Raw genomic sequence first — 22,425 nt, 5'->3', positions numbered from 1 at the left:
GCGAGCCGTCACGTCGAGGCTCCGCCACCGCGGCCCGGCCCCTCGCCCCGCCGCTCCTCGCGCTCGCGCAGCCGCCGCTTCGCCCACTGGCGGCCCGACGCGCCCCACGCCACCGCGCACACCAGCGGCGCGGTGCGCCTGCGGGCCAGCAACAACCTCTGGTTGGTGACCGGTTCGGGCCGCCAGTGGTGCTTGTACGGCTCGTTGCCGCGCAGCAGGCTGAGCGCGCGCGGGTGCTCGCCGCCGGTGTGTCGGGTGCACGCGTCGAGGAGCATCGTCGCCACGTCGACCTTCCGCTCCCTGAGCCGGGGATGCGCCCCGTACAGGTAGCCGCCCGCCAGCGTGCCCGAGAGCAGCGTCAGGTCCGCCGCCATCACCTCGCCGTCCAGGCTGAACTCGGTCACCACCGCCTCGCCCGCCGCGACCATCGGCCGCATCGAGCGGAGCAGGTGCTCGTGGAACCGCGGCTGGAGGTGCTCGGAGGTCACCTTGCGGCCCTGCCACTGGAGTTGGTGCAGCCGCAGCAGGGTGCGCACCGAGTTCTCCACCTCGTCGGCGGGTACGACCCGGCTCTCCACGCCCAGCGCCGAGAGCTTGCGCATCTTGGCCCGGGTGCGCTGCGCACGCGGCGTCGGCAGCCGCTTGAGCAGCCCCTCCATGGGCAGTGCGGGGAGTTCGAGGCAGGCGGAGCCCGCGAGGGTGCGGCGCGGTCCCGGCCAGCGCGCGTAGAGCCCCTCCACGCAGGCCCCCGGCCTGACCTCCCCGAAGTCGATCAGCGCGGTCCTCGCCAGCGCATACAGACCGGACAGGAGCGCCTCCGTGCCCTCCTCCTTGCAGGCGTCGTCCACCAGGACGTCCGTGAAGTCGGAGATCGCGCCGCCCAGCGGCTTCAGGGCGGGCAGCGGCCGGTCCACCCGCATCAGCGGCGCCGCGGCGATCAGCCGTGCGCCGTCGCGGACCAGCAGGACCCGCAGCCGCCCGGGGCTCCCGTACGACTGCCACCAGGACGACACCCAGGCGTGGCTCTGGAACGGCGTCGCCGCCGCGCACGACCGGTGGAGGCGGCCCCACGGCTCCGCCAGCGCGTCGAACTCGTCCTCGTCCACGCAGAGTTCGGCCACGGGCCGGACGTCGGGCGCGGTGCGCGGCGCCGTGCGCGCTGCCGTGCTCACGGGGCGCTCCGCACCAGCGCGGACGCGGGTCCCGGCACGGAGGGGCCCGCCACCGCCTCCTTGCGGGCACGCGGACGCACCAGGAGCGCGAGGCCGCCGAGCAGCCCGCCCGCACAGCCTCCGACCAGGGTGGTCACGCCGGTGGAGAGCGACGCGGGGGCGTTCGGCGGCAGGGCGCGCGAGAACGGGATCAGCTTGATCTGCGTGCTGTCCTTGGAGTGGTTGGCGCTCGTGGAGAGCGACCGTGCCACCGCGTTGGCGGTGATCGCGGCGGACGACGGCTTGTCGGTGGTCGCGGAGACCGCGATCATCGGCGCGTCCGGCGACGTGGCGACCTGCACCTTGTCCTGGAGATCCGTGGCCGACATGCCCGCCGCCACCTGCGCGTCGCCGAGGACCGCGAGCTGCGTCGCGACCCGGCCGTACGCCTGGGCGAAGCCGAGCGCCGTCGCCGGGTCGGCCTTCTCCTGCGGGACGGCGACGACGTAGCTCGTGGCCGTGTACTGCGGGGTCTGCAGCGCGCCGTACCCGGCGCCGGCCAGGGCGCCGAGGACCGCACAGGCCGGCAGGGCCCACCGGCGGGGGAGCCGCACGGCACGGGCCCGCAGGGCGAGGGCGCGCGTGCGCCCGTTCGCGGAGTCGCTCATCGAGGGGTCACCTCCAGGGTCGGGCCGGGGGCAACTGACGCGTAGACGTCCATCAGTTGGCCGGCGCTTCGGCTGATGCTGTAGTGCCGCACCGCGGCGGGTGCCTCGCGGTGCGGCGGGACGTCGCCGCGCAGGCCGTACAGGGCCCGCGCGAAGGAGTCCGGATCGCTCGGGCAGTACGCGGCACCGGCCCGCTCCGCCGCGTCGAGGCCCTCGACGGCAGGGCAGGAGGCGTACAGCACGGGAAGACCGCTGGCCAGGCCCTCCACCAGGGCCAGGCCGAAGGCCTCTTCGGGTGAGGGGGAGGCCAGCGCGTCCATGGCGGACAGGAGCGAGGGCAGGTCCGGCGCGCCTGCCGCAGCGCCGGCGTTGTGCTCATGGGTGGACTCGCCGACGAACCGCACCCTCCCGTCGAGGCCGAGCCGGTGCGCGAGACGGCGAAGCCCCGGCTCCTCGGGACCGCTCCCCACCAGGACGACGACCACGTCGTCCGGCAGCTGCGCGGCGGCCCGCAGCAGCACGTCGAAGCGCTTGCCCGCGGCGAGGCGTCCGACGCCGCCGACGACGAACGCGCCGGCGGGCAGCTGGAGGTGCTGCCGGGTGCGCGCCCGGCTCGCCGGGTCGAAGCGGAAGCGCTCCACCTCGATGCCGTTCGGCACCACCCGGATGCGTTGACGGGGCACGCCCCACCGGTGCAGCCGCGCGCCCACGGCGGGCGAGACCGCGACCGTCACCCGGCCGAGCCGTTCCCCGGCCAGATACAGCGCGCGCACCCCCGCGGTCAGCGGCCGCCCCTCCATCTGCGAGTCGCCGAGGGAGTGTTCGGTGGCGACCACCGCGCGCACCCCCGCCATGCGGGCCGCGATGCGCCCGTACAGGCAGGCGCGGTAGAGGTGCGTGTGCACCACGTCGTACCGGCCCGACCGGATGATCCTGACGAGCCGCGGCAGCGCCGCCACATCACGGTTGCCGGACATGCCGAGATCGGTGACGCGGGTCCCGTCGGCGGCGATGCCCTGGGCGACGGTGCCCGCGTTGGTCAGCGCGACGACGTCGCACTCCGTCGGCAAGTGGCGCAGCGTCAGGCGCAGTTGCTGCTCGGCGCCGCCCACGCCGAGCCCGGTGATGATGTGCAGGACCCTCATGCGGTCGTCACCGCCGAGCGGGCGAGGGTGCGGCGCCGCAGCCGGTTGGTGCGCAGCTTCAGGCGCAGCCGCCACGCGGTGTCGTCCTGCCCGATGTGGACGCGGGGCAGGGCGTAGGGGCCGGTGAGCGCGCCGGGTGCGATGGCGCAGGCGTACCGGTATCCGGCGTCGCGCACGGCGCTCACCACGCGCTCGTCGACGGTGCCGTACGGGTAGCAGAACCCCTGCACCTCCGTGCCGGTCAGGTCGTGCAGCGCCGCCCGGCTGCCGTGGATCTCGCGGTGCAGGACGCGGTCGTCGGCGGCGGTCAGGTCGACGTGGGTCAGCCCGTGCGAGGCGATCTCCATGCCGCACTCGGCGATGTGCCGGACGCCGTCGGCGCCGAGCAGCGGCTTGCGGGGGCCGAGCGGGTCCCACGCGTTGTCGCCGTCGAGGCGGCCCGGCAGGACGAAGACGGTCGCGGTGCAGTCGTACTGCTGGAGGAGCGGCAGCGCGTGGTCGACGAAGTCGCGGTACCCGTCGTCGAAGGTCAGGCCCACCAGGTTGTGCTCCTGGCCCTGCGCGCACGCCTCCAGGAGGTACTTCATCGAGACGCCGCGCAGCCCCTGGCGCCGCATCCAGCGCAGCTGCGCGCCGAGCCGCTCGGGAGCGACGGTGATCTCGTACGGATCGTCGGACGGGTCCGCGACGGAGTGGTACATCGCCACCCACGCCGGGGTGCGGGGCGGCCGCAGCCGCAGGAACGGCTCGGTGCCGGACGGGGCGGGCGGGGTGAGGTCAACGGACATGGCGCAGCTTTCTGCTGACGGTTCGAAGGGCGGACGGCCAGGGCTGCGCCCTCAGGAGCAGCCCGATGAGCACGAAGGAGACGGTGACGACGGTGAAGCTCGCGAGGACCGCGAGGGCGGGCTGCGCCACCCGCTGCGCGCACAGGGCGCCGAGCACCGCCGCGCATCCGGCGGCCACCGCGAGACGGCCCAGCTGCCCGACGAGGGCCCGCGTCCTGATCGGCACGGTGCGCGGGCCCATGCCGCGCAGCAGGAGCAGCGCGGTGACGCAGATGCCGGTCGCGTTGGCGGCGGCGATCCCGTGGACGCCCCACGTGCCGACGGTGAGGAAGCCGATCCCCGCGGTGGCGACGACGCCGACGACCATCGCGTAGAGCGGGATCCACGTGGTGCGGGCGACGGAGAAGTGCGCGCGGGCCAGGGCGCCGACGAGGGTGTGGCCGATCAGGCCGAAGGCGTAGACACGCATGACGGACGCGGTGGCGGCGGTGTCGCTCGCGGTGAAGGCGCCGCGCTGGAAGAGCAGTTCGATGAGCGGGGGCGCCGCGGCGACGACGGCCGCCGCGCCGAGCAGCACCACGCAGCCGGCCAGGACGATGTCCCGCTCGACGCGCTCGCGGGCCCGCTCCGTCTCGCCCTTGGCCAGCGCCCGCGCCACGACGGGGAAGGTGACCGTGCAGATCATGAGCGAGAGGACCATCGGCATCTGCGCGACCTTCTGCGCGTAGTTCAGGTGCGAGATGGCCCCGGCGGGCAGCGACGAGGCGAGGAACCGCTCGATGAGGACCTGCGACTGGCGGCACAGCGCGAAGAGCAGGACGGTCCAGATGATCGCGGTCTGCAGGGTCTTGTCCGACGGGCCCGCCGGGAGGGCGGCGGCCCCGGGGGCGGGCCGGTACGGCTGCCGCAGCTGCCGCCACAGCGAGGGCGCCTGTACGGCGACCATGAGCACTCCGCCCACCGCCACACCGGCCGCGGCGGCCCGTACCCCGAGCGGCGCCGCGAGCGCGAACAGGGCAACGATGATGGCCGCGTTGTAGGCGACGTAGACCGTGGCGGGCGCGACGAACCGCTGGTGGGCGCGGAGGGCGGCGCTGCAGTAGCCGGTGAGGCCGAAGGTCAGCGCGCAGGTGGCGGTCAGCCGGGTGCAGTCGACGGCGAGTCGCGGGTCGGGCAGGCCGGGGGCGAGGACCGCGACCAGGTAGGGGGCGGCGGCGATGAGCAGGACGGCCGTGCCCACGAACCACAGGGTCATCCGGGGCAGCGAGGCCCGGACGAACTCGCGGACCGGGTCGACGGGCGGCCCGTCCGCGCGGCGCGCGAGCGCCAGGCTGAACGCGGGCACGAGGAAGAAGGCGAGGCCGTCCTCGATGAGGAGCGTCGCGGCCAGTTCGGGGAGCGTCCACGCCACGAGGAAGGCGTCGGTGTCGGTCCCGGCGCCGAAGAAGTGCGCGAGGGCCTGGTCGCGGACGAGCCCGAGGAGCGATCCGGCGACGGACAGCGCGGCGGTGACCAGCGCCGCCTTGGCGAGGAACGAGCCGCCCGTCTTCTCGGCGGGCTCCCGCGGCGGGGGCGCGACGGTCGCGGTGGCCGTGGCGGTGGGCGGCGCCTCGGGGTCGGGGGCCACCTCCGGCGGCACGGTCGTCATCGCGCGCCCGCCTCTCCGTGCGGGGCCGCCGGGTGCGGGTCGCGGGCGCCGACCGCCCACCAGGCGGCCATGCCGAAGGCGATGGCGGTCAGGACGGTGGAGGGCCCGCCGATGTCGGCGTACACGAAGTCGATCAGCTGCCAGACCAGCAGTCCGCACGCCACCAGCGCGCAGTCGAGCCGCGGCCCGCCGGTCCCGTCCCGCCCCGCGCGCTGCCGCGTCCACCGGCGGACCGCGCACACCAGGAGCGCCGCCCAGGAGCCGGCCAGCGTGCCGAGCCCGAGGAGCCCCTGCTCGCTGAGCACCAGCAGGTACATGTTGTGCGGGGACAGCAGCGGCTGGCGTACGAAGCCGCTGCCGGCGCCCGCCGTGTCGCTGCCGGAGGACAGGGCGAGCGAGGCGTGGCTGTCGCGGTGGTCGGGGAAGCCCTTGAGGCCGACGCCCGTGACGGGGTGCTCGCGCCACATGTCGGCGGACGCCGCCCACATCGTGTAGCGGTCGGTCACCGACTGGTCGGGGGTGTCCGTGACCTGGGTGATGCTGCTGAGGCGTTCCTGGAGCATGGCCGAGCCCACGCCGAATCCGGCGACCAGGACCACGGCGGCGGCCCCGGCGACCAGCAGGGCACGGGCCGCGCGGCGCACCCCGGCGAGCACGAGGACCACGGCGCAGGCCGCAGCGGTGGCGATCCACGCGCCACGGCTGAAGGACAGGGCGAGCGGCACGGTCAGCAGCCCCGCGCACACCACCGCCGCCGTGCGCTGACGCGGCGCGTGCGGGCGGAAGGCCAGCCCCAGCGCGCAGACCAGGCCGTACGACACGACGGTGGCCATCCCCATGACGTCCGTGGAGCCGAACGTGCCGACGGCGCGGATGTCCTCGCCCATGTACGAGGCGCCGGTGCCGGTGAGGTTCTGGTGTACGCCGATGACGCCCTGCCACAGCCCGAGCCCGACGAACGACCAGGCGAGGAGGCGGAAGTGGTGGGCGTCGCGGATCAGCATCAGGACGGCGGCCGGTACGAGCACGAAGATCTGCAGGTAGCGGGCGGCCCCGGCGACGCCGGTCGCCGCGGAGGAGGCGCCGAACGCCGCCGCGGTGATGCCGACGACCGGAAGGCCGAGGAGGACCGCGGCGGTGCGGGTCAGCGGCCGCTGCCGGGAACGCACGGCGCGCACGACGCAGAGTCCGACGACGAGGGCGGACACCGCGTCGGCCGCGCCGCCGGTGCCGCCACCGCCGGAGGAGGCGCCCTCGGCGGGCGCGGGCAGGGCGAGCAGCGCGACCATGAGCGCCACGGGAAGCACCGGGGCGCTCCGCCGCACTCCGGGCGGCAGGGCGTCGCCCAGGTCCCGCAGGCGTGCCCCGAACGGCAGGGCGGTGGACGGGTCGTGGGTCACCGTGGTCAGCTCCCGGTGCGGCGGACGAGGCAGCCGAGGGTGCGCAGCAGGATGCACAGGTCCTGCCAGAACGACCAGCTGTCGATGTAGGCGTTGTCGAAGCGGCACCGGTCCTCGATGGAGGTGTCGCCGCGCAGCCCATGGATCTGGGCCAGCCCGGTGATGCCGGTGGGCATCCGGTGCCGGTGGGCGTAGTCCGGATAGGTCTGGCTGAACTGCGTGACGAAGAAGGGCCGTTCGGGGCGTGGGCCGACGAGGCTCATGTCGCCGCGCAGCACGTTCCACAGCTGGGGCAGCTCGTCGAGCGAGGTGCCGCGCAGGAACCGGCAGAACGCGCTCATCCGGTGCTCGTCGGCGACGCTCCACCGGGTGGCCGCCTCCTGCGGGTCGGCGGGCCGGTGGGTGCGGAACTTGAGGAGGGTGAAGAGCCGCCCGTCCTTGCCGACACGCTCCTGACGGAAGATCACGCCGGGTCCTTCGACGGTCCGCAGCACAAGCGCGCAGGTCGCGAGGACCGGCGCCGCCGCGAGCAGCAGCACTCCGGAGACCGCGATGTCCAGGAGCCGCTTGCCGACGCCGGCCCCGCGGGCCCCGGGGGTCGTCAGCGGACGGCACGCGAACCCGGCCACGTACTGCCGCGGCCCGTCCGGCGTGGGCACCGGGTCCGTGCGGCGCGCTTCTAGTTCCCACAGGTCGCAGCCCAGGCCGTGCAGCACCGTCAGCCATCTCCCGGGCCAGGCGCCGTGCCCGGCGACGAGCAGCACCGCGCCGACGTCGTTCTGGATCACCGCACGGTGCAGTTCGTCCTCCGTGCAGAGCACGGGGAGTTCGGGCCCGGGCGCGGTCTGCGCCTCGGCGCCGTTCTCCTTGTCCTGCGGGGGTTCCGGGGTCTCGCTCACGATGCCGACGGGCCGCATGCCGCAGCCGGGGCGCCGCAGCAGCGCGGCGGCCACACCGCGGGCCGGGCCGCCAGGACCGAGGACGAGCACCGGCCGGGGTCTGCGCACGGTGGCGGCCCGCCGGTGCCGGTGCACGAGGCCGCGTCCGCAGAAGCTCAGCAGGCACTGGACGGCGGCCATGCCGAGGAGCGTCCCCGGGGCGAGCGGCTCCATCGCGGGCAGGGCGGTGGCCAGGACCGCGGTGACCGACCAGGCGAGCACGATCCGTCCGGCGAGCGAGGGCAGTTCGCCGAGCGTGTCGGGCAGCGCGGCGTGCTCGTACAACCGGCCCCGCGCGTTCAGTGCCAGCACGCCGAGTACGAGCAGCGGGGCGAGGACGGCCTGCCGGAGGGGGTCGTCGAGCGGCAGCAGGGCGGCCAGCGCGGCGGCGCAGTCGACGGCCACCAGCGCGGCGGCCGGGCGCCGCCGCCGGGCCGGGAGCCGCGCCGTCGCCCCGCCGCGCAGGACCGTCGCTTCGCGTGGCGCGACGACGAAGGTGCCGGGCGGGGCCTGGGTGTCCTGCCGTGACTGAGCCGATGAGGAAGCAACGGTCCGTTCCGCACTCACGTCGTGCTGCACTCCCTGTACTCGGTGGGCGCCGTGCCCAGAAGCTCGCCGTACACCGCGTCGACCGCGGCCGCGGCGCGCCGTGCGTCGTGGTGGTCCAGTACGTGCTCGCGGCCCCGCCGCCCCAGTGCGTCCCGCAGCTGTCCGTCCCGCAGCAGGGCGATCAGGGCCCGTGCAAGGGCGCCGGGGTCCTCCGGGGGTACGAGGGAGTGGGGGCGGTGGGACGGCGGCAGGCTCTCCCGCGCCCCGTCCACGTCGGTGACGACGACGGGACGGCCGCAGGCCATGGCTTCGAGCGGGGCCAGCGCCATGCCCTCCCAGCGGGACGGCAGGACGACCACGTCGGCCGCCCGGTACCAGGGCGCGGAGTCGGCCGCCGCGCCCGCGAAGGCCACCCGGGGCCCGGCCCGCTCCCGCAGCCGGGCGTCGTCGGGTCCTTCCCCGACCAGGACGAGGCGGGCGTCGGGCACCTGCGCGGCCACCGCGGGCCAGGCGCGCAGCAGCACGTCCTGTCCCTTCTGGCGGCAGAGCCTGCCGACGCACACCACCAGCGGGACGTGCGTGGGGTCCTGCCCGGTGGGCGCGAACCGGTCGGTGTCCACGCCGTTGGGGATCACCTGGTACGAGCCGGAGATCCCGGCGCGGCGGCCGGTCACCCACTCGGCCTCGCTGACGCAGACGATCCGGGCCGCCCACCGCGCGGCGCGGCGCTCCCACAGGCGGGCGAGGAACGCGGTGGCGCCGCCGACCGCCTCGAAGGACCAGGCGTGCGGCTGGAACACCGTGGGGATGCTGCCGCGCAGCGCGAGACGCGCGGCGAGCCCGGCCTTGGCGCTGTGCGCGTGGACGAGGCCGGGCCGGACGGCGTCGATGACGCGCCGCAGCTCCCGCACCTCGCCGGGGAGGCCGCGGCCGGGGGAGCGGGACGCCGTCCAGGGGTGTACGCGGACGCCGGCGCCGAGGGCGCGCAGCGCGTCGGGCAGGAAACCGTCCGGTGGACAGGCCACGTGGACGTCGGTGCCGGTGGCGGCCTGGGCGGCGGCCAGGTCGACGACGACCCGTGCCACACCGCCCTCCACCGGCTGGCTGACGTGCAGGACGCGTGCGGGGCGGGGTGCTGAAGGCAGAGGCATGCGCGTCTCCTTCGGGTCGGTGCGGGGCACCGCGGAAGCGGAGCGGGGCAACGGGTGCTAGCGCTTCGCGGCGACTGCGGCGAAGACCACGCCGACCCACGCCGGGTCCTGCGAGGCGAGGTGGACCGTCAGATCCCCGTGCCGCGCGGGCCGGTCGCCGGCCCGGGGGCCCGGGCCCTGGGGCAGCGGGAAGACGTCGGAGTCGTAGCCGAGGGTGTTCGGGTACGCGGGGTTCCTGCGGGCCGGGGCGCCGGGCTCGCCGATGGTCGAGTTGAGGGCGTCGTCCGCCGGGTTGGCGGCGTCGGTGAGCGGCACGGGGCGGGTGTGTCCTGCCGAGGCGGCCACGGTGTCGCCGCGCCGACCGCGGTCGCCGTCGTAGGCCACCACGCCGACGGTGCCCTCCGTACCGCCGGGCACGCCGCGCAGCCGCACCGCGTGCCGGTGGCCGGGCCCGCCCAGCGCGTCGAAGCCGTCGTGCACGGCGAGGGCGCGCAGGGGTTCGGCGGCGTTCTCGTACGCCACCACCAGCGTCCAGCCGCCCCAGGCACCGGCCTTCGAGTGGCCCTTGGCGACGTTGACCTGCGCCACGGTGTAGTTGCCGCCGCCCGCCGAGCGGACGAGCCGGGTGACGTCGGCGGAGGCCTGGAAGGCGTCGGCGCCGTCGGTGACGCGGTGGCCGACGGGGGTGTCGGCGATGACCGGCTTGTAGTTGCCGCCGGGCTCGGCGATCAGCACCCGCCCGTTGTCCTTGGGGGGCTTCTGCTCGCCGACCCTGAGGTTGCCGCCCCAGTACAGGCGGGCGTACGAGACGCGGGAGTGCGGGGGCAGACGGACCTCGCCCGTACTGGAGTTGTAGGTGTTCGGGTCGTCGTCGACGTCGACGTAGAACATGTCGAAGTCCTCGTTGGCACCCGGACGGCCGCCCCGCGTACGGGCGCAGGACTCCGCCGTACGGTCCACGGCGCGGCGGCAGGTGATCGCCGAGTTGGCTGCCCTGACGATCCCGCCGTGCTGCAGCGCTCTGTATCGCTGTGCGAAATCGATGCGCGTCTGCTCGGCGCTCTGCTCGTCGTTCCTGTCGCCGCCGGGCGGGGCGGCCGAGCCGGTTCCGGTGGCGGCGAGGCAGGCGGCCAGCGCGAGAGGGATGACGAACACGCGACGCAGGCCCAGGGAGTGACGCATGACGGCGTTGGCCTTCCGAGTGTGTGAACTCTGAACCACAGCGGAGATAAGGGCGATTCACCCTCTTTGCATGAAGCTGATGGCGTATGAGTGGAATGCCCTAAAGGGAAGCGCAACTGTAGCCGTTGACGCGGGAGGCTCGGCCGACCTCCGCGCGTGTGTCGGATTGGTGAAGGGCGTCGCCGGGCGGTTGCCGCGGCGCATCACCCGTCTGGGCGCACAACTCGGCACCGAGGTCGGCAGTTGATCCCTCCAGACGGGCAGCCCGCCCGTACGTCGCATCATCACCAAGGAGCAGCACTCCATGTCCCGTACCACCAAGGCTCTTGCCCTGTCCGCTGTCGCCGCCGCTGCCGTGGCCGGCTCCGCGGGCGTCGCTGCCGCCGACAGCGGCGCGCAGGGCGCTGCCACCAACTCCCCCGGCGTGATCTCGGGCAACAACGCGCAGGTGCCGATCCACGTCCCCGTCAACGTGTGCGGCAACAGCGTCAACGTCATCGGCCTGCTGAACCCCGCGTTCGGCAACCAGTGCGCCAACGACTGACGCACCGTCGGTTCAGAGCGGCCGTCCCCGCGAAAGCGGGGGCGGCCGCTCCGCGTTCCGGCCCGATGTGCGCCGCTCCGGTACGACCGGCGGTGCCCCGAATGGAGTGCGCCGCGTCGAACGGCCGACCGACCGTCAGATCCTCGTCCCACCTGCGCAGATGCCCGCACGGTCCACGCATCGCCGATACGTTCCGCAGTCGCTCGGTTGCGGACGGCGTGCGCCGCTTTCACGGTGATCACAAGATCTGATGCATCACCGAAAGGGAAACACCATGCGCGCTCTGCCTGTACGGCGCCTCGCGACCACCACGCTGTGTGCGGCGCTGCTGCTCGGCACGGCAGGACCGGCCCTCGCCTCCGTCGGCGACGCCCCCAGCGACCCGGCCCGGACCGCCTCGCGCGCGCCCGCCCCGGACGCGAAGGCCCTGCTGGGCCAGGCTCAGCAGCTCGGCGGCCTCGGTGGGGTCCTGACCCCCGTCACCGATCTGCTCACCGCGGTGCTCAAGGCCCCGGAGAGCAAGCTCTCCCCCGAGGACGCCAAGAAGCACGTCGACGCGGTGAAGGCGGCCATCGACGCGGCGGCCAAGGCGGCCCCCAAGGCCCCGGGCACCGGCGGCCTGCCGAGCGTCCCCCAGGCGCCCAAGCTCCCGACGGGCGGCGCGCCGAGCGACGCCAAGGCGCCGATGGACCTCAAGGCGCCGATGGACCCCAAGGCCGACGCCCTCACCGCGCTGCAGAAGGCCGTCGACGAGCTGGTGAAGGCCGCCACGGCCGGTGACCCCAAGGCGGTCCTCGCGGCGGCGCCCAAGGTCCTGCTCGGCTTGGTCAACGCCGTCGTCGCCACCGTCCTCGGCGGCGGCCTGCCCGCGCCGAACCTCCCGGGCCTGCCGAGCCTGCCCAAGCTGCCCACCGGGGGCCTGCCCCAGACGCCCGCGCAGTAGACCGCGCTCCATCGCCCGCCGTGCCGGAATGCGTTTCGGCACGGCGGGCTTTCCCGTGCGCCGTCAACACCCGCGACAAATAGGGTGGTTGATATGAGGATGAGATGCGTTCTTCATTCGAGTGGGATCAGGGAAGTTTCAGGGCCAGGGGTTTCCGTAACGGCGCGCGCTCGTTAGTCCGGGAGCAAGAGACAACAGGCGAACGATGCCTGAACGGTGCTCCCAAAGGCGGCGCGCGTCGCCAAAGAAAGGAACATGATGAAGGCCCTGAAGGCTGCCGCAGTTCTCGCCGGTTCGATCGCCATGGCCGGCTCCGCCGCCCCCGCGTTCGCCGCTGACCTGGCGCCCACCAGCCTGAACGGTGGCCTCGAAACCATTGCGGGACAGACGCCGCACCTGCTCGACACCAAGCCGGTGAGCACGAACATGCTCGACACCGAGAACAAGGACTCGGTCGTCAGCACGGTCAAGGACACCACGGACGGCCTGAACTCCGCGGGCGGCCCCACCGAGCTTCTCGGCGGACTTCCCCTCGCCAAGTAAAACGCGCTCCATTTCCGGCAGAACAAACGTTTCTGGCCGGGCGGGACACGCGAATGGCCAGCGCCGCGTGCGCGCAAGGGCCGGTCACCTCTTCCACGGACCGGCCCTTCGGCACGTCCGGAGGCCGTGTCCCTACGCCGTCTCCATACGTCGTGTCCGTACGCCCGTCAGCTTCGCGGCCGACCGGGTGACCCCATCGTGTGATGGCGTTTCCGCGCTGGGCCACACGGGTGACAACGGGCCCGGACCCGTACGCCCACGTCTATACGGTTCCCCTCATGACCTCAACTTCCAGCGAACAGCGCCCCTTCCAAGTAACTGATCTGGGAACCCTGGCTGTTCTCGCCTGGAGCGGTGAACACCCCGAGGACGAGAAGGACATGCCCTTCCTGCTGGCCTACTCCCTCGGCGACACCGAGGGCGGCCCGGAGGCCACCGCCGAAGCGATGCGCCGCCTCCTCGGCGACGCCGGACTGCCCATCGGCGGCCCGCTCCTCGACGGGGCGCGCAACCCCTCCCTGCCGGTCAGCCTCCTCGTCGAGGGCGACCACGCCGTCGTCAACATGCCCCATCTGAACGCCCAGTGCGTCGCGCCGCCGGAGTGGCTCGCCGCCGTCAAGCAGCGCGGCCACGCCTACTTCATGGCCACCACGCGCGCGTGGCCCGACGCCAAGCCGGGCGAGCCCGTCAGCGAGGAACGCCTCAGCGAGTTCGCCGGTGCCGAGGAGACCATGCTCAGCGCCGCGCACTGCCTGCTGCCCGCCCGCAGCCTGCGCTGATGAGCCGCACCACCGACCTGCCGCACCGGGTACCGCTGCAAGCCGTCGGCGATCCCGGTGCGGCGCGGCCTGCGTCCGCCGCGCCCGCCCGCGCCGCCGGGTGGCGTCTCGGTCTGCTCCTGGCGGTCACCGGCGCGGCGGGGCTCCTGGCCGCCTGGGTCATCACCCTCGACAAGCTCCACCTGATGAAGGACCCGGACTACCTTCCCGGGTGCAGCCTCAACCCCGTGGTCGCCTGCGGCAACATCATGCAGAGCAAGCAGGCCGAGGCCTTCGGATTCCCCAATCCGATGCTGGGACTCGCCGCCTACGCCGTCGTCGTCTGCGTCGGCGCCGGGCTGATCGGCGGCGCGCGCTTTCCCCGCTGGTACTGGCTGACCTTCAACGCGGGCACGGCATTCGGCGTCGCCTTCTGCGGCTGGCTGCAATTCCAGTCCCTCTACCGGATCAATTCCCTCTGCCTCTGGTGCTGCCTCGCCTGGGCCGCCACCACGCTCATGTTCTGGTACGTGACAGCGCACAACGTAAGGACCGGATTCCTGCCCGCGCCCCGGTGGCTGCGCACCGCACTCGGTGAATTCACGTGGGTCTTTCCCGTACTGCACCTGGGCGTCATCGGAATGCTGATCCTGACGCGCTGGTGGGATTTCTGGACCGGCTGACCGGACCCGTCGACGAAAGGACGCCATGGGCTCCCCGTTCCTCGACCGCATGACCCGCCGCCACCTCATCGGCACCGCGGCCACGGCGTGCCTCGCCGCCGCGGGCATCGCCCGCGCCGTACCGGACGCGCCCCCGCCGGACCCGCCGGGTGACACACCGTTCGACGAGACGTACCGGGGGCGGCGCATCCAGGGCGAACCGCTGGCCCACCAGGGCGGCCACGCCTCCGGAGGCTGGCGGATCACCGTCGACGGACGGCAGCTCGGCCTCATGCGCCGCGCGGACGGCAGCTATCTGAGCATGGTCGACCACTACGAGTCGTACGCGACACCGCTCGCCGCCGCGCAAGGAGCCGTCGACGAGCTCGGCCCGCTGCGCGCCCTCAGCGGCCGCGTCCACTGAGGGGGACGGCCATGGCCCACACGCGCAGGAACCAGAGCGGCCTCAGCCGGGCGGAGCGGCGCCGTTTCGTCGACGCGGTGCTGAAACTGAAGCGCCGGGGCGAGTACGACGAATTCGTCCGCATGCACATCGACTTCTACGTGTCGGACGGCGACGACCGGCTCCGCGTCGCCCACATGACCCCCTCCTTCTTCCCCTGGCACCGCCGCTTCCTCCTGGAGTTCGAGCGGGCCCTGCGGCGCACGGACCCCGGCGTCACCGTCCCCTACTGGGACTGGACGAAGGACCGCGGGCGCGGCGGCACGCTCTGGGGCGCGGACCTGATGGGCGGCAACGGACGCCGGGGCGACCGGCAGGTCATGACCGGTCCCTTCGCGTACCGCGGCGGGCACTGGACCATCAAGGAGGACGTCACCGACGGGGAGTTCCTCACCCGCGACTTCGGCCGCCCCCAGGAGCCCATCGACCTGCCCACGGCACGGGACGTGGCCCTGGCCATGGACGACCCCCGCTACGACGTGCCGCCCTGGGACTCCACGGCACCCGAGGGTTTCCGCAACAAGCTGGAGGGCTGGACGTCGGCGCGGGGCACGGAACGCTGGCGCAACCACAACCGCGTCCACCGCTGGGTCGGCGGCCACATGCTGGGCGGCGCCTCCGTGAACGACCCGGTCTTCTGGCTCAACCACGCCTTCGTGGACCTGCTGTGGGACCGGTGGCAGCGCCGCCACCCGGACTCCCCGCGCTACCTCCCGGAGCGGCCGCCCCAGCTGGGCGAGGCCCAGTACCGCCGTATCGTCGCCCGCCGCGAGCCGATGCCGCCGTGGGACGTCAGCCCGGACGAGCTCCTCGACCACAAGGGGCTCTACGCGTACGGGGACCAGTAGGGAGATCAGTAGGAGACCCGTAGGGAGAACAGCGCGAAGCCCCCGGTGGAACGCGCACCGGGGGCTTCGTCGGGGTCGGGTCAGCTGCCGTAGCCGGCGCCGCCGCCGTGGTGGCCGCCGTGGTGGCCGCCGCCGCCCGGGTTGGCGCACTTGTTGCCGAAGGTGGGGTTCAGCAGGCCGATGACGTCGACGGTGTTGCCGCACACGTTCACCGGGACGTTGATCGGGGCCTGGAGCAGGTTGCCCGAGACGACGCCGGGGGAACCGACCGCGGCGCCCTGCGCACCGGCGTCCGCCATGGCCATGCCGGCACCGCCGAGGACGACGGCTCCGGTGCTGAGGGTGACAGCGGCTGCCTTCGCGATGCGAGACATCACGTTCTCCTTTGACTTGGATAGAGCGACTGCCTACACACAGCCGCGTAATTCCCTAACGCCGTTCGTCGAGGCGAGGTCACGGCATAACACGTACCGAATGCCGTGCGGGAGATCCGATTTCAGGAGTGCGACGAGATATCGCTGAACGAGATTCCCGCGGGCGAGAATCGGATCTCCTTCTTGACGAAGTAGGCGGTGCCGTCCGCGCGGAACCCGGAAGACGTCACGGTGTGCCGCATCGAGTCCTTGCCGAACGAGAAGGACTCCCCCGCCCAGGCGGGCGAGGGAGCCTCGGAGTTCCAGTCGGGAGAATGCGGCGCGGCCTGCGCCGTCGGCGCTCCCGCCACCGTCAGCACGGCGGCCGTCGCCACTGCGGACATGAGGAGATGACGTGCCTTCACGAGGCTTCCCTTCCCTGGGTCTTGCCGCGAGGAGTACGGACGAGTCCTACTCTGCGGGCCGGGGACGCGGGCGTGGGAAGTGCCCCGGCCGTGCCGGGGGCGAGTAATTCAGTCATCCAACCCGATCAGCTCAAAGTACTGGTCCGTCTCAGTCCCACACCGTGGTGTCCGTGAACGGGGCGTGGGCCGCGGGGCCGACCGCCGGGGCCGTCGGGAGCTCCGGGGGCGTGGGCGTCGCCGGCGCGGTGGGCTCGTCCTTGACGGAGGTGCGGGCGTCCGGCGCCTTGGCCGCGGGGGCCTTGGCGGCCGGGGCGGGGGTGGTGGCCGGTGCCGGGACCTTCGCCGGGATGGCCGCGGCGTCCGGCCGGGGCGCGGTGGCCTCGGGGAGCAGCGGGTCGGCCGGGAGCGCGGCCTCGTCGGTGGAGCCGATGCTGGTGGTCGAGGTGCTCGGGGCGAACAGCTCGTTGCCCGCGAAGGAGGCCTTCACCGAACGCGAGGAACCGGCGGTCACGGCGACCGAGCAGCTGAAGGTGCCGCGGGCGGTGGTGCGGGCGTGGCAGCGCGCGGGCGTACCGGCCGCCGCGTCGGTGACCTGGACGGTCAGCGGGATCCGGGCCAGCGGGAAGGTGAGCGTGGAGCCCTCGACGAGCCGCCCGGTCACCTTGACGCGCGCCGTCGTTCCCGTGCTGATCTCCTCGGCCGAGAGCTCGGTGATGGCGGAGGCGGTGCGGGTGCTGTCGGTCCGCGCGGCGACGGGGGGAGCGGAGGCGGACGGTGCGGCGGCCCGCGGTGCGGCGGCGGGCTGCGCCTCGTGGCCGGTCAGGGCGGTGGCCGTCGTGGCGGTCCCGGCGGCGAGGCAGGCGACGGCCAGGGCCATGGTGCTCAGCATGGTGCGGGGGGCGGGCATCGGAACTCCGTTTCGGGCAGGTGCTGCGGGGTGCGTGGGGGGAGGGGTGCGGGTGCGGGGGACCGCGTCACACCCGCAGGCCCCGAGGAAGGGCTCCTCGGGGCCTGCTGCCCTACGGCTCCAGTGGAGCCGCCGGGTCAGGAATGCGAACCGGTCGCGTTACCCGTCGCACCGGTGGAGTTGGCGGTCTTCGAGACCTTCACGAAGTAGGCCTTTCCGTCCTTGAAGCCACTCAGGGTCTTGGACGACGAACCGCCGTAGACGGTCGCCGAGTTGTCCGACTTCCCGTAGCCCGGGCCACTGTCGGCGGACGCGACGGTGGCACCACCGAGGACGACCGGCACGACAACAGCTCCAACAGCGATCGCCTTGGCAAGCTTGCGCATGAGACGCATTCCCTTCGATTGGGTCGCGAGCATCGGAGTGACCGGTGTCCCCGAGGACGGGGGTTCAGGACGTTCCCTGACGGCCACGGTCAGGGCCCGCTCGCTGTGCCCTGCCGACACCACCGTGAGCACGTCCCGGCGGATGTGCCTGCCGAGAATGCCGGGCGGCCGCGGCACGACCATCCGATTGTCTCCGTCACACTGCGCTGACCTGCGGTGACGAGGCGTCACCACCCCTGTCCGGGGGATTTTTCCCGCGTGCACTAAAGGGGTGACGAGGGGGGTGGCGAGGGGTGGGTGACGCCCCGTCGGATCAGCGTGCGGTCTTCGTCGCGCCGGACGACACCGCGGGCGCGAACATCCCGAGCGATGCCATGCCCAACGAGGCGGAGACGACGCACTCGTGGCCCCGGACGAGCGGCGGACCCGCCGCGCGGGACGTGCGCACCCGCACCACGTGTGAGGTGCCGTCACAGACGGCCGCGGCGGTGCCCTGGAAGACCCCGCCCCCCTGTGTGTCGGAGACGCCCACCTGCACCGAGTCCAGGCCGGTCAGGGCGTCGCAGCGGTAGCGGACCTGCACGGACGGCTCACCGGCCGCGGCCGTCAGCCGCAGCACCGTGACGCTGTCCGCGGCCTGAGCGGGCGTCACGCCGCCCAGCGCGACCGCCGTCGGCAGCGCGCACAGCACCGCGGCCCGCAGCGCGAACCGGGTCTTCTGAAGGGTTCTCATCACTCGCACTCCTGTCTCGTGTTCGCCGGAACGTGGTCCGGCCGGGGGGAAAAACGCAGGACGGCGTGCGCCGCCGGGGGCGGCACACGCCGTCTCGTGTTGCCACGCAGACTCAGCACATGGGCCGGGGGCCCCGCACCTGCGTCAGGAGTGCGAACCCGTGCCGCTGCCCCAGGCGCCGTTCGGGCCCGCGGTGCGGGTGACCTTGTAGAAGTAGGCCTTGCCGTTCTTGAAGCCGCTGACGACCTTGGTGCACGAACCGCCGTTCGCGTTGGCCGAGTGCATGGACTTCTCGTAGGCCGGGCCGTCGTCGTGCGGGGCCGCGGAGGCGAGGCCGGCACCACCCAGCACGAGGGGAGCGGAGAGGGCGACGACCGCCGCGGCCTTGGCGAAGCTGCGCATCAGACTTTCCTTTCGAGGAACCGGTGCGCGCAGGCACGGGTGTGCCGCGCGCAGACCCAAGCTGGACCGGATCGGCGGCGTCCGCGCGCGGTCAGCGGATCCGTGCTACGTCCGCACGTGTGAACGACGGCGCGGGCGTACGGCTGTGACCTGGGGTGACGTGGGCGGTGACGTGCTGTGGGACAAGTAGTCCGGCCGGGTGGTCGACGGCCGCGGCCCGGCGCATCGCGCGTGCACGGCACGGCGGATGAGCTTCCCGAGTGAGGGCGGCGCCGAACCCGTGACCTTCGCCCGGCCCGACAGGTTTTGAGGACATGACATCAGCACGACGACTCATCGCCGCCGTCTCGCTGGCCGCCGGAGCCGCGGCCCTGGCCGCGCCGGCCGCTCAGGCGTCCGCCCCCGTCCCCGCCCCCGACGCGGGCAAGCTCTCGGTGCTCAGCACGGTCGACGACCTCGCGACCGCCGGCATGCCCGAGGAGCAGCGCGCCCAGATGCCGAGGCTCGAAAGCCAGCTCGCCGGAGTCAACCGGCTGAACGACCTGAACCAGCTGCACCAGCTCACCGACCTGGTGGCCCCCGTCACGAACCTGCTGCCCGCCGTTCAGTGACGTCGTCCGTCACCGGCACGCTCACAGAAGCCGGACGCCGCGTCTGGCCAGGTAACTCACCGGATTGATGTCCGATCCGTAGTCGCGACGGGCCCGGATCTCCAGATGGAGGTGCGGGCCCGTCGCGCGTCCGGTGGCGCCGCTCCTGCCGAGGAAGGTCCCGGCGTTGATCTGTGCGCCCTCGCGGACCGCGATGCTCGACAGGTGCGCCACGAGGGCGTAGTGCCCGTCGGGCATCCGTACCGTCACGGCATTGCCGTACGCGCCGGACCACCGCGCCACGAGCACGACGCCCGAGCCCACGGCATAGACGGGCGTCCCCTGCGGGACGGCGAGATCGATGCCCGTGTGGTGCCCGGCCAGCCAGTCGCCGCGGATTCCGTAGGGCGCGGTGACCCTGAACCCCCGGCGCAGCGGCAGCGCGTACTGCTGCGGGGGCCCTTCCGGTATGCCCCGCATCTCCTCCGCGCCGAGGAGGTCGTCCGCCGCCGCGAGGGCCGCCTCGAACTCGGCGTCGTACTCGCCGGTGCAGTCGTGATCCGAACGGGCCGCCGCGGGTGACGCCGTCAGCGGTACCGCCCCACCGACCAGCAGTGCCACGGCGGCTCCCAGGGCACGGCGCCGGGTGGTGGCCGCTTCCGCGGGGCTCGCTATGTCGTGTTCCATGTCCGTCAGCTCACTGGTGCCGGACCCTGATCGCATCTCGGGGTGAGCCGCCTGGCGTACGCGGGGCATCGCCTCGTGTCACTGGGCGGGCGGGGACACGCCTTCGTCCGAGCTCCGTTCCGCGGGCGGCGGCCAGTTGGGGCGGGCCGGCTCCGGCAGGGAACGCAGGGCCTGGCCGACCGAGGCGTGCGAGGAGAACAGGGCCGTGCTGCCGCTGTGTTCGAGGAGCGCGGCGAGACGGCGGCCCACGCCCGCGAGCATCAGCGCGCCGGCTCTGCGCCGCAGCAGCCAGTGCAGGGCGAGCAGGCAGTTCAGGCCGCGGGAGTCGCAGAACGTCAGGGCGGTCACGTCGAGGATGATGTGGCTCCGGCCCGCGTCGACCGGCACGGCCAGGGTGTCCATGAAGAACTTCTCCGACGCCCGGTCGAGTTCGCCGCTGAGCCGCAGCACGGCACAGACGTCGGAGTGCGCGAGGCCCGCGATGGACAGACGGTGCGGCGACATACCCCTCACACCTCCGGGGCCGACAGCGAGTGCGGAACCGATCAGGACCGACCAAGTCCGGACCGGCTCGGACGATCTGCTCTCTGCGGGTATACAGGATCGGCAGGGAGACGTCAGCCCACCGGGAACAAGTCACGGCCGCCACCCGTACCCGTCCGGCCACCCGGCCGCTCCGGGCGTCCCGGTCCTCTCCGACGCACTCCTCTCCGGCGAACTCCTATCTGATGAGCAATGCGCCGCTCGTGCGGCACGCGTGTGCGCGGGCCGCCAGGAAAGACGTTTCACCCGTCCGTCCCGCAGCGTGGCTCACCACGCACGCACCGCCGCCCCTTACGTTGAGGCTCCTCCCGAAGACACACAGGAGCGCGCGTGAAGATCGATTGCGTCGGTGGAGGGCCCGCCTCCCTCTACCTGGCCATCCTCGCCAAACTCCGGGAACCGGCTCATGAGGTCACGGTCCACGAGCGGCACGCGGCCGGGTCGAGCCACGGCTGGGGCGTGACGTACTGGCCCGATCTCCTGACGGACCTGTACGCCCACGACCCCGAGTCGGCCCGCCTCATCGAGGAGCGGTCCGTGTGCTGGCGGGGCGGGTTCGCGTACGTCGGCGACCGCACCACCGCGCAGGACGGCGACCCCGGACACGCGATCGGCCGCCACCGGCTGCGCACGATCCTCGCCGACCGGGCCCGCTCCCTGGGCGTGCGCCTGGAGTTCGGCAAGGAGATCCGCGGCCGCGCCGACCTGCCCGGCGCGGACCTCGTCGTCGCGGGCGACGGGGCGCACAGCAGGCTCCGCACGGAACACGCGGCGGAGTTCGGCACCCGCGTCACCACCGGCGCCAACCGCTTCATCTGGCTCGGCACGACCCGGGTGTTCACGGCGTTCACCTTCGCCTTCGCGGAGACCGAGCACGGCTGGATCTGGTGCTACGCGTACGGCTTCAGCGACGAGCACAGCACCTGTGTCGTGGAGTGCTCGGCCGCGACCTGGTCGGCCCTCGGCTTCGACCGGCTCGACCACTCGGAGACGCTGCGGCTGCTGGAGAAGCTCTTCGCCGACATGCTCGCGGGACACGAGCTCCTCGGCCGCAGGGACAGCGGCGGCCACGCCCAGTGGCAGGCCTTTCCGACCGTGACGAACACGGCCTGGTCGCACGGCAACCTCGCCCTCATCGGCGACGCCGCCCACACCACGCACTACTCCATCGGGGCCGGCACCACCCTCGCCCTGCGCGACGCGATGAGCCTGGCCGGCGCGCTGGGCTCCGTCGCCGGGCCGCGCGAGCTGCCCGCCGCACTCGCCGCGTACGAACAGGAGCGCAGGCAGGCCCTGCTGTCGGTGCAGAGCGCCGCACGGCACAGTGCCCAGTGGTACGAGGACCTGCCGCGCTACATGGGCCTGGCGCCGCACCAGATGTTCGCGCTGCTCGGCCAGCGCCACTCGCCCCTGCTGCCCCACGTGCCGCCGCAGCTGTACTTCCACGTCGACCGGGCCATCGGCCGCCTCGAGGTCCTGCGCCGGCTCAAGCAGCGCCTCGGCCCGCGCCTCGCCCGTACGCTCCAGAGCCGCCGCACGTCCTGAGCGCACGCAGAAGCACCGGCGCCGACGGTGTCGCGTCCGTCGGCCCCGGTGCTCCGTGACTCGCTGCGGCTCGGTGCCGCCGGGCCCCGTACCAGGTACTAGCTGTTGGCGGCCTTCGCGCCCGTCTGCACGGACTTCATGCCGGTCTCGACCACGGTCAGGCCCGTCTTGCCCGCGTCCAGCACGTCCCGGCCCGTCTCGGCCGGGTTCATCAGGGTCTCGCCGACGACACGGCCCACGTTGCGGGCGCCGTCGCCGGAGACGGGGGCGGCGGCCTGCGCGGGGGCGGCAGCGGCGACGGAGGCGGCGGCGGCCGCCGTCAGGGTCAGGGCGGTGAGCATGCGCTTCGAGGTGTTCATGGTCTCTCAAACGGCACAGAGCGCAGGAAGGTGCGCCCGACATCGTTAGTAACCCGGGCAATTCCACCGTCCGAGCGACCCGCGCCTTTACCCGTATCTTCCGCCCGGTCTGTG

The 22,425-nt window shown here is 73.4% G+C and carries 27 protein-coding genes; 9 read left to right on the top strand and 18 right to left on the bottom strand.

Annotation, left to right across the window (positions count from 1 at the left end; all coding sequences use genetic code 11):
* Positions 1-8 precede the first annotated feature (8 nt).
* From DEJ48_RS18175 to DEJ48_RS18135, 9 genes are all read right to left on the bottom strand, one after another.
* Positions 9-1,172 carry a GNAT family N-acetyltransferase gene (locus DEJ48_RS18175; protein WP_190538122.1) on the bottom strand — a complete coding sequence of 388 codons (1,164 nt, stop codon included), beginning with the start codon at positions 1,170-1,172 and terminating at the stop codon, positions 9-11.
* Entirely contained in the window at positions 1,169-1,819 is a 651-nt protein-coding gene (locus DEJ48_RS18170) for a lipopolysaccharide biosynthesis protein (protein ID WP_150217203.1), read from the bottom strand. The genes DEJ48_RS18175 and DEJ48_RS18170 overlap by 4 nt, the downstream gene beginning before the upstream one ends.
* Complete coding sequence (locus DEJ48_RS18165) at positions 1,816-2,964, bottom strand: glycosyltransferase (RefSeq protein ID WP_150217202.1); 1,149 nt, start codon at positions 2,962-2,964, stop codon at positions 1,816-1,818. Before DEJ48_RS18165 ends, DEJ48_RS18170 begins: the two co-directional genes overlap by 4 nt.
* Complete coding sequence (locus DEJ48_RS18160; protein ID WP_411757465.1) at positions 2,961-3,752, bottom strand: polysaccharide deacetylase family protein; 792 nt, start codon at positions 3,750-3,752, stop codon at positions 2,961-2,963. The genes DEJ48_RS18165 and DEJ48_RS18160 overlap by 4 nt, the downstream gene beginning before the upstream one ends.
* Positions 3,742-5,400 carry a murein biosynthesis integral membrane protein MurJ gene (gene murJ / locus DEJ48_RS18155; RefSeq protein WP_150217201.1) on the bottom strand — a complete coding sequence of 553 codons (1,659 nt, stop codon included), beginning with the start codon at positions 5,398-5,400 and terminating at the stop codon, positions 3,742-3,744. Before murJ ends, DEJ48_RS18160 begins: the two co-directional genes overlap by 11 nt.
* On the bottom strand, positions 5,397-6,689 hold the full coding sequence (locus tag DEJ48_RS18150) for an O-antigen ligase family protein (RefSeq protein WP_150221247.1): 1,293 nt from the start codon (positions 6,687-6,689) through the stop codon (positions 5,397-5,399). Before DEJ48_RS18150 ends, murJ begins: the two co-directional genes overlap by 4 nt.
* Before the next feature lie 116 nt (positions 6,690-6,805).
* Positions 6,806-8,305, bottom strand: a complete 1,500-nt coding sequence (locus DEJ48_RS18145) for an exopolysaccharide biosynthesis polyprenyl glycosylphosphotransferase (protein ID WP_150217200.1) — start codon at positions 8,303-8,305, stop codon at positions 6,806-6,808.
* A complete protein-coding gene (locus DEJ48_RS18140) occupies positions 8,302-9,438 on the bottom strand; it encodes a glycosyltransferase (protein ID WP_150217199.1) in 1,137 nt (378 codons plus the stop codon). Before DEJ48_RS18140 ends, DEJ48_RS18145 begins: the two co-directional genes overlap by 4 nt.
* Before the next feature lie 57 nt (positions 9,439-9,495).
* Positions 9,496-10,620, bottom strand: coding sequence for a DUF3344 domain-containing protein (locus DEJ48_RS18135; RefSeq protein WP_150217198.1), 1,125 nt, complete (start codon positions 10,618-10,620; stop codon positions 9,496-9,498).
* A 304-nt stretch (positions 10,621-10,924) separates the two neighbouring features.
* Between DEJ48_RS18135 and DEJ48_RS18130 the strand changes: the two genes are divergently transcribed.
* The 7 genes from DEJ48_RS18130 to DEJ48_RS18100 all read left to right on the top strand — a co-directional run bounded on the left by DEJ48_RS18130 (position 10,925) and on the right by DEJ48_RS18100 (position 15,381).
* Positions 10,925-11,164, top strand: a complete 240-nt coding sequence (locus DEJ48_RS18130) for a chaplin (RefSeq protein ID WP_150217197.1) — start codon at positions 10,925-10,927, stop codon at positions 11,162-11,164.
* Positions 11,165-11,438: 274 nt separating this feature from the next.
* Positions 11,439-12,107, top strand: a complete 669-nt coding sequence (locus DEJ48_RS18125) for a hypothetical protein (RefSeq protein WP_150217196.1) — start codon at positions 11,439-11,441, stop codon at positions 12,105-12,107.
* Positions 12,108-12,365: 258 nt separating this feature from the next.
* On the top strand, positions 12,366-12,650 hold the full coding sequence (locus DEJ48_RS18120; protein WP_150221246.1) for a hypothetical protein: 285 nt from the start codon (positions 12,366-12,368) through the stop codon (positions 12,648-12,650).
* Between the two features lie 278 nt (positions 12,651-12,928).
* On the top strand, positions 12,929-13,429 hold the full coding sequence (locus tag DEJ48_RS18115) for a DUF5949 family protein (protein ID WP_150217195.1): 501 nt from the start codon (positions 12,929-12,931) through the stop codon (positions 13,427-13,429).
* Positions 13,429-14,091 (top strand): vitamin K epoxide reductase family protein, encoded by a 663-nt coding sequence (locus DEJ48_RS18110; RefSeq protein WP_150217194.1) that lies wholly within the window; start codon positions 13,429-13,431, stop codon positions 14,089-14,091. The genes DEJ48_RS18115 and DEJ48_RS18110 overlap by 1 nt, the downstream gene beginning before the upstream one ends.
* Before the next feature lie 25 nt (positions 14,092-14,116).
* A complete protein-coding gene (locus DEJ48_RS18105) occupies positions 14,117-14,494 on the top strand; it encodes a tyrosinase family oxidase copper chaperone (protein WP_150217193.1) in 378 nt (125 codons plus the stop codon).
* Positions 14,495-14,505: 11 nt separating this feature from the next.
* The gene (locus tag DEJ48_RS18100; protein WP_150217192.1) at positions 14,506-15,381 is read left to right on the top strand and encodes a tyrosinase family protein; all 876 of its coding nucleotides are present in this window, start codon (positions 14,506-14,508) and stop codon (positions 15,379-15,381) included.
* 80 nt (positions 15,382-15,461) lie between these two features.
* On the opposite strand, the gene DEJ48_RS18095 is transcribed toward DEJ48_RS18100, so the two are convergent.
* From DEJ48_RS18095 to DEJ48_RS18070, 6 genes are all read right to left on the bottom strand, one after another.
* The gene (locus tag DEJ48_RS18095) at positions 15,462-15,755 is read right to left on the bottom strand and encodes a chaplin (RefSeq protein ID WP_150217191.1); all 294 of its coding nucleotides are present in this window, start codon (positions 15,753-15,755) and stop codon (positions 15,462-15,464) included.
* A gap of 122 nt (positions 15,756-15,877) precedes the next feature.
* Positions 15,878-16,159: a hypothetical protein gene (locus DEJ48_RS18090; RefSeq protein ID WP_150217190.1), complete on the bottom strand. Its 282-nt coding sequence runs from the start codon at positions 16,157-16,159 to the stop codon at positions 15,878-15,880.
* A gap of 148 nt (positions 16,160-16,307) precedes the next feature.
* The gene (locus DEJ48_RS18085; protein ID WP_150217189.1) at positions 16,308-17,066 is read right to left on the bottom strand and encodes a hypothetical protein; all 759 of its coding nucleotides are present in this window, start codon (positions 17,064-17,066) and stop codon (positions 16,308-16,310) included.
* Positions 17,067-17,203: 137 nt separating this feature from the next.
* Entirely contained in the window at positions 17,204-17,635 is a 432-nt protein-coding gene (locus DEJ48_RS18080) for a hypothetical protein (RefSeq protein WP_150217188.1), read from the bottom strand.
* Between the two features lie 130 nt (positions 17,636-17,765).
* On the bottom strand, positions 17,766-18,185 hold the full coding sequence (locus DEJ48_RS18075) for a hypothetical protein (RefSeq protein ID WP_150217187.1): 420 nt from the start codon (positions 18,183-18,185) through the stop codon (positions 17,766-17,768).
* A 144-nt stretch (positions 18,186-18,329) separates the two neighbouring features.
* Positions 18,330-18,587: a hypothetical protein gene (locus DEJ48_RS18070; protein WP_150217186.1), complete on the bottom strand. Its 258-nt coding sequence runs from the start codon at positions 18,585-18,587 to the stop codon at positions 18,330-18,332.
* Positions 18,588-18,901: 314 nt separating this feature from the next.
* On the opposite strand from DEJ48_RS18070, the gene DEJ48_RS18065 reads away from it, so the two are divergent.
* Positions 18,902-19,198, top strand: coding sequence for a hypothetical protein (locus tag DEJ48_RS18065; RefSeq protein ID WP_150217185.1), 297 nt, complete (start codon positions 18,902-18,904; stop codon positions 19,196-19,198).
* Between the two features lie 21 nt (positions 19,199-19,219).
* On the opposite strand, the gene DEJ48_RS18060 is transcribed toward DEJ48_RS18065, so the two are convergent.
* The gene (locus tag DEJ48_RS18060) at positions 19,220-19,864 is read right to left on the bottom strand and encodes a M23 family metallopeptidase (protein WP_150217184.1); all 645 of its coding nucleotides are present in this window, start codon (positions 19,862-19,864) and stop codon (positions 19,220-19,222) included.
* A gap of 78 nt (positions 19,865-19,942) precedes the next feature.
* Positions 19,943-20,368, bottom strand: coding sequence for an STAS domain-containing protein (locus DEJ48_RS18055; RefSeq protein WP_150217183.1), 426 nt, complete (start codon positions 20,366-20,368; stop codon positions 19,943-19,945).
* 369 nt (positions 20,369-20,737) lie between these two features.
* On the opposite strand from DEJ48_RS18055, the gene DEJ48_RS18050 reads away from it, so the two are divergent.
* Complete coding sequence (locus tag DEJ48_RS18050; protein WP_150217182.1) at positions 20,738-21,952, top strand: FAD-dependent monooxygenase; 1,215 nt, start codon at positions 20,738-20,740, stop codon at positions 21,950-21,952.
* A 98-nt stretch (positions 21,953-22,050) separates the two neighbouring features.
* On the opposite strand, the gene DEJ48_RS39755 is transcribed toward DEJ48_RS18050, so the two are convergent.
* Positions 22,051-22,311, bottom strand: coding sequence for a hypothetical protein (locus tag DEJ48_RS39755; protein WP_190537466.1), 261 nt, complete (start codon positions 22,309-22,311; stop codon positions 22,051-22,053).
* Positions 22,312-22,425: the final 114 nt, after the last annotated feature.

It is taken from the genome of Streptomyces venezuelae (assembly GCF_008642315.1).
GTDB classification, from domain to species: Bacteria; Actinomycetota; Actinomycetes; order Streptomycetales; family Streptomycetaceae; genus Streptomyces; species Streptomyces venezuelae_D.
Note: the sequence above shows the minus strand (reverse complement) of the source record. Positions and strands in the feature narration are given on the sequence as shown.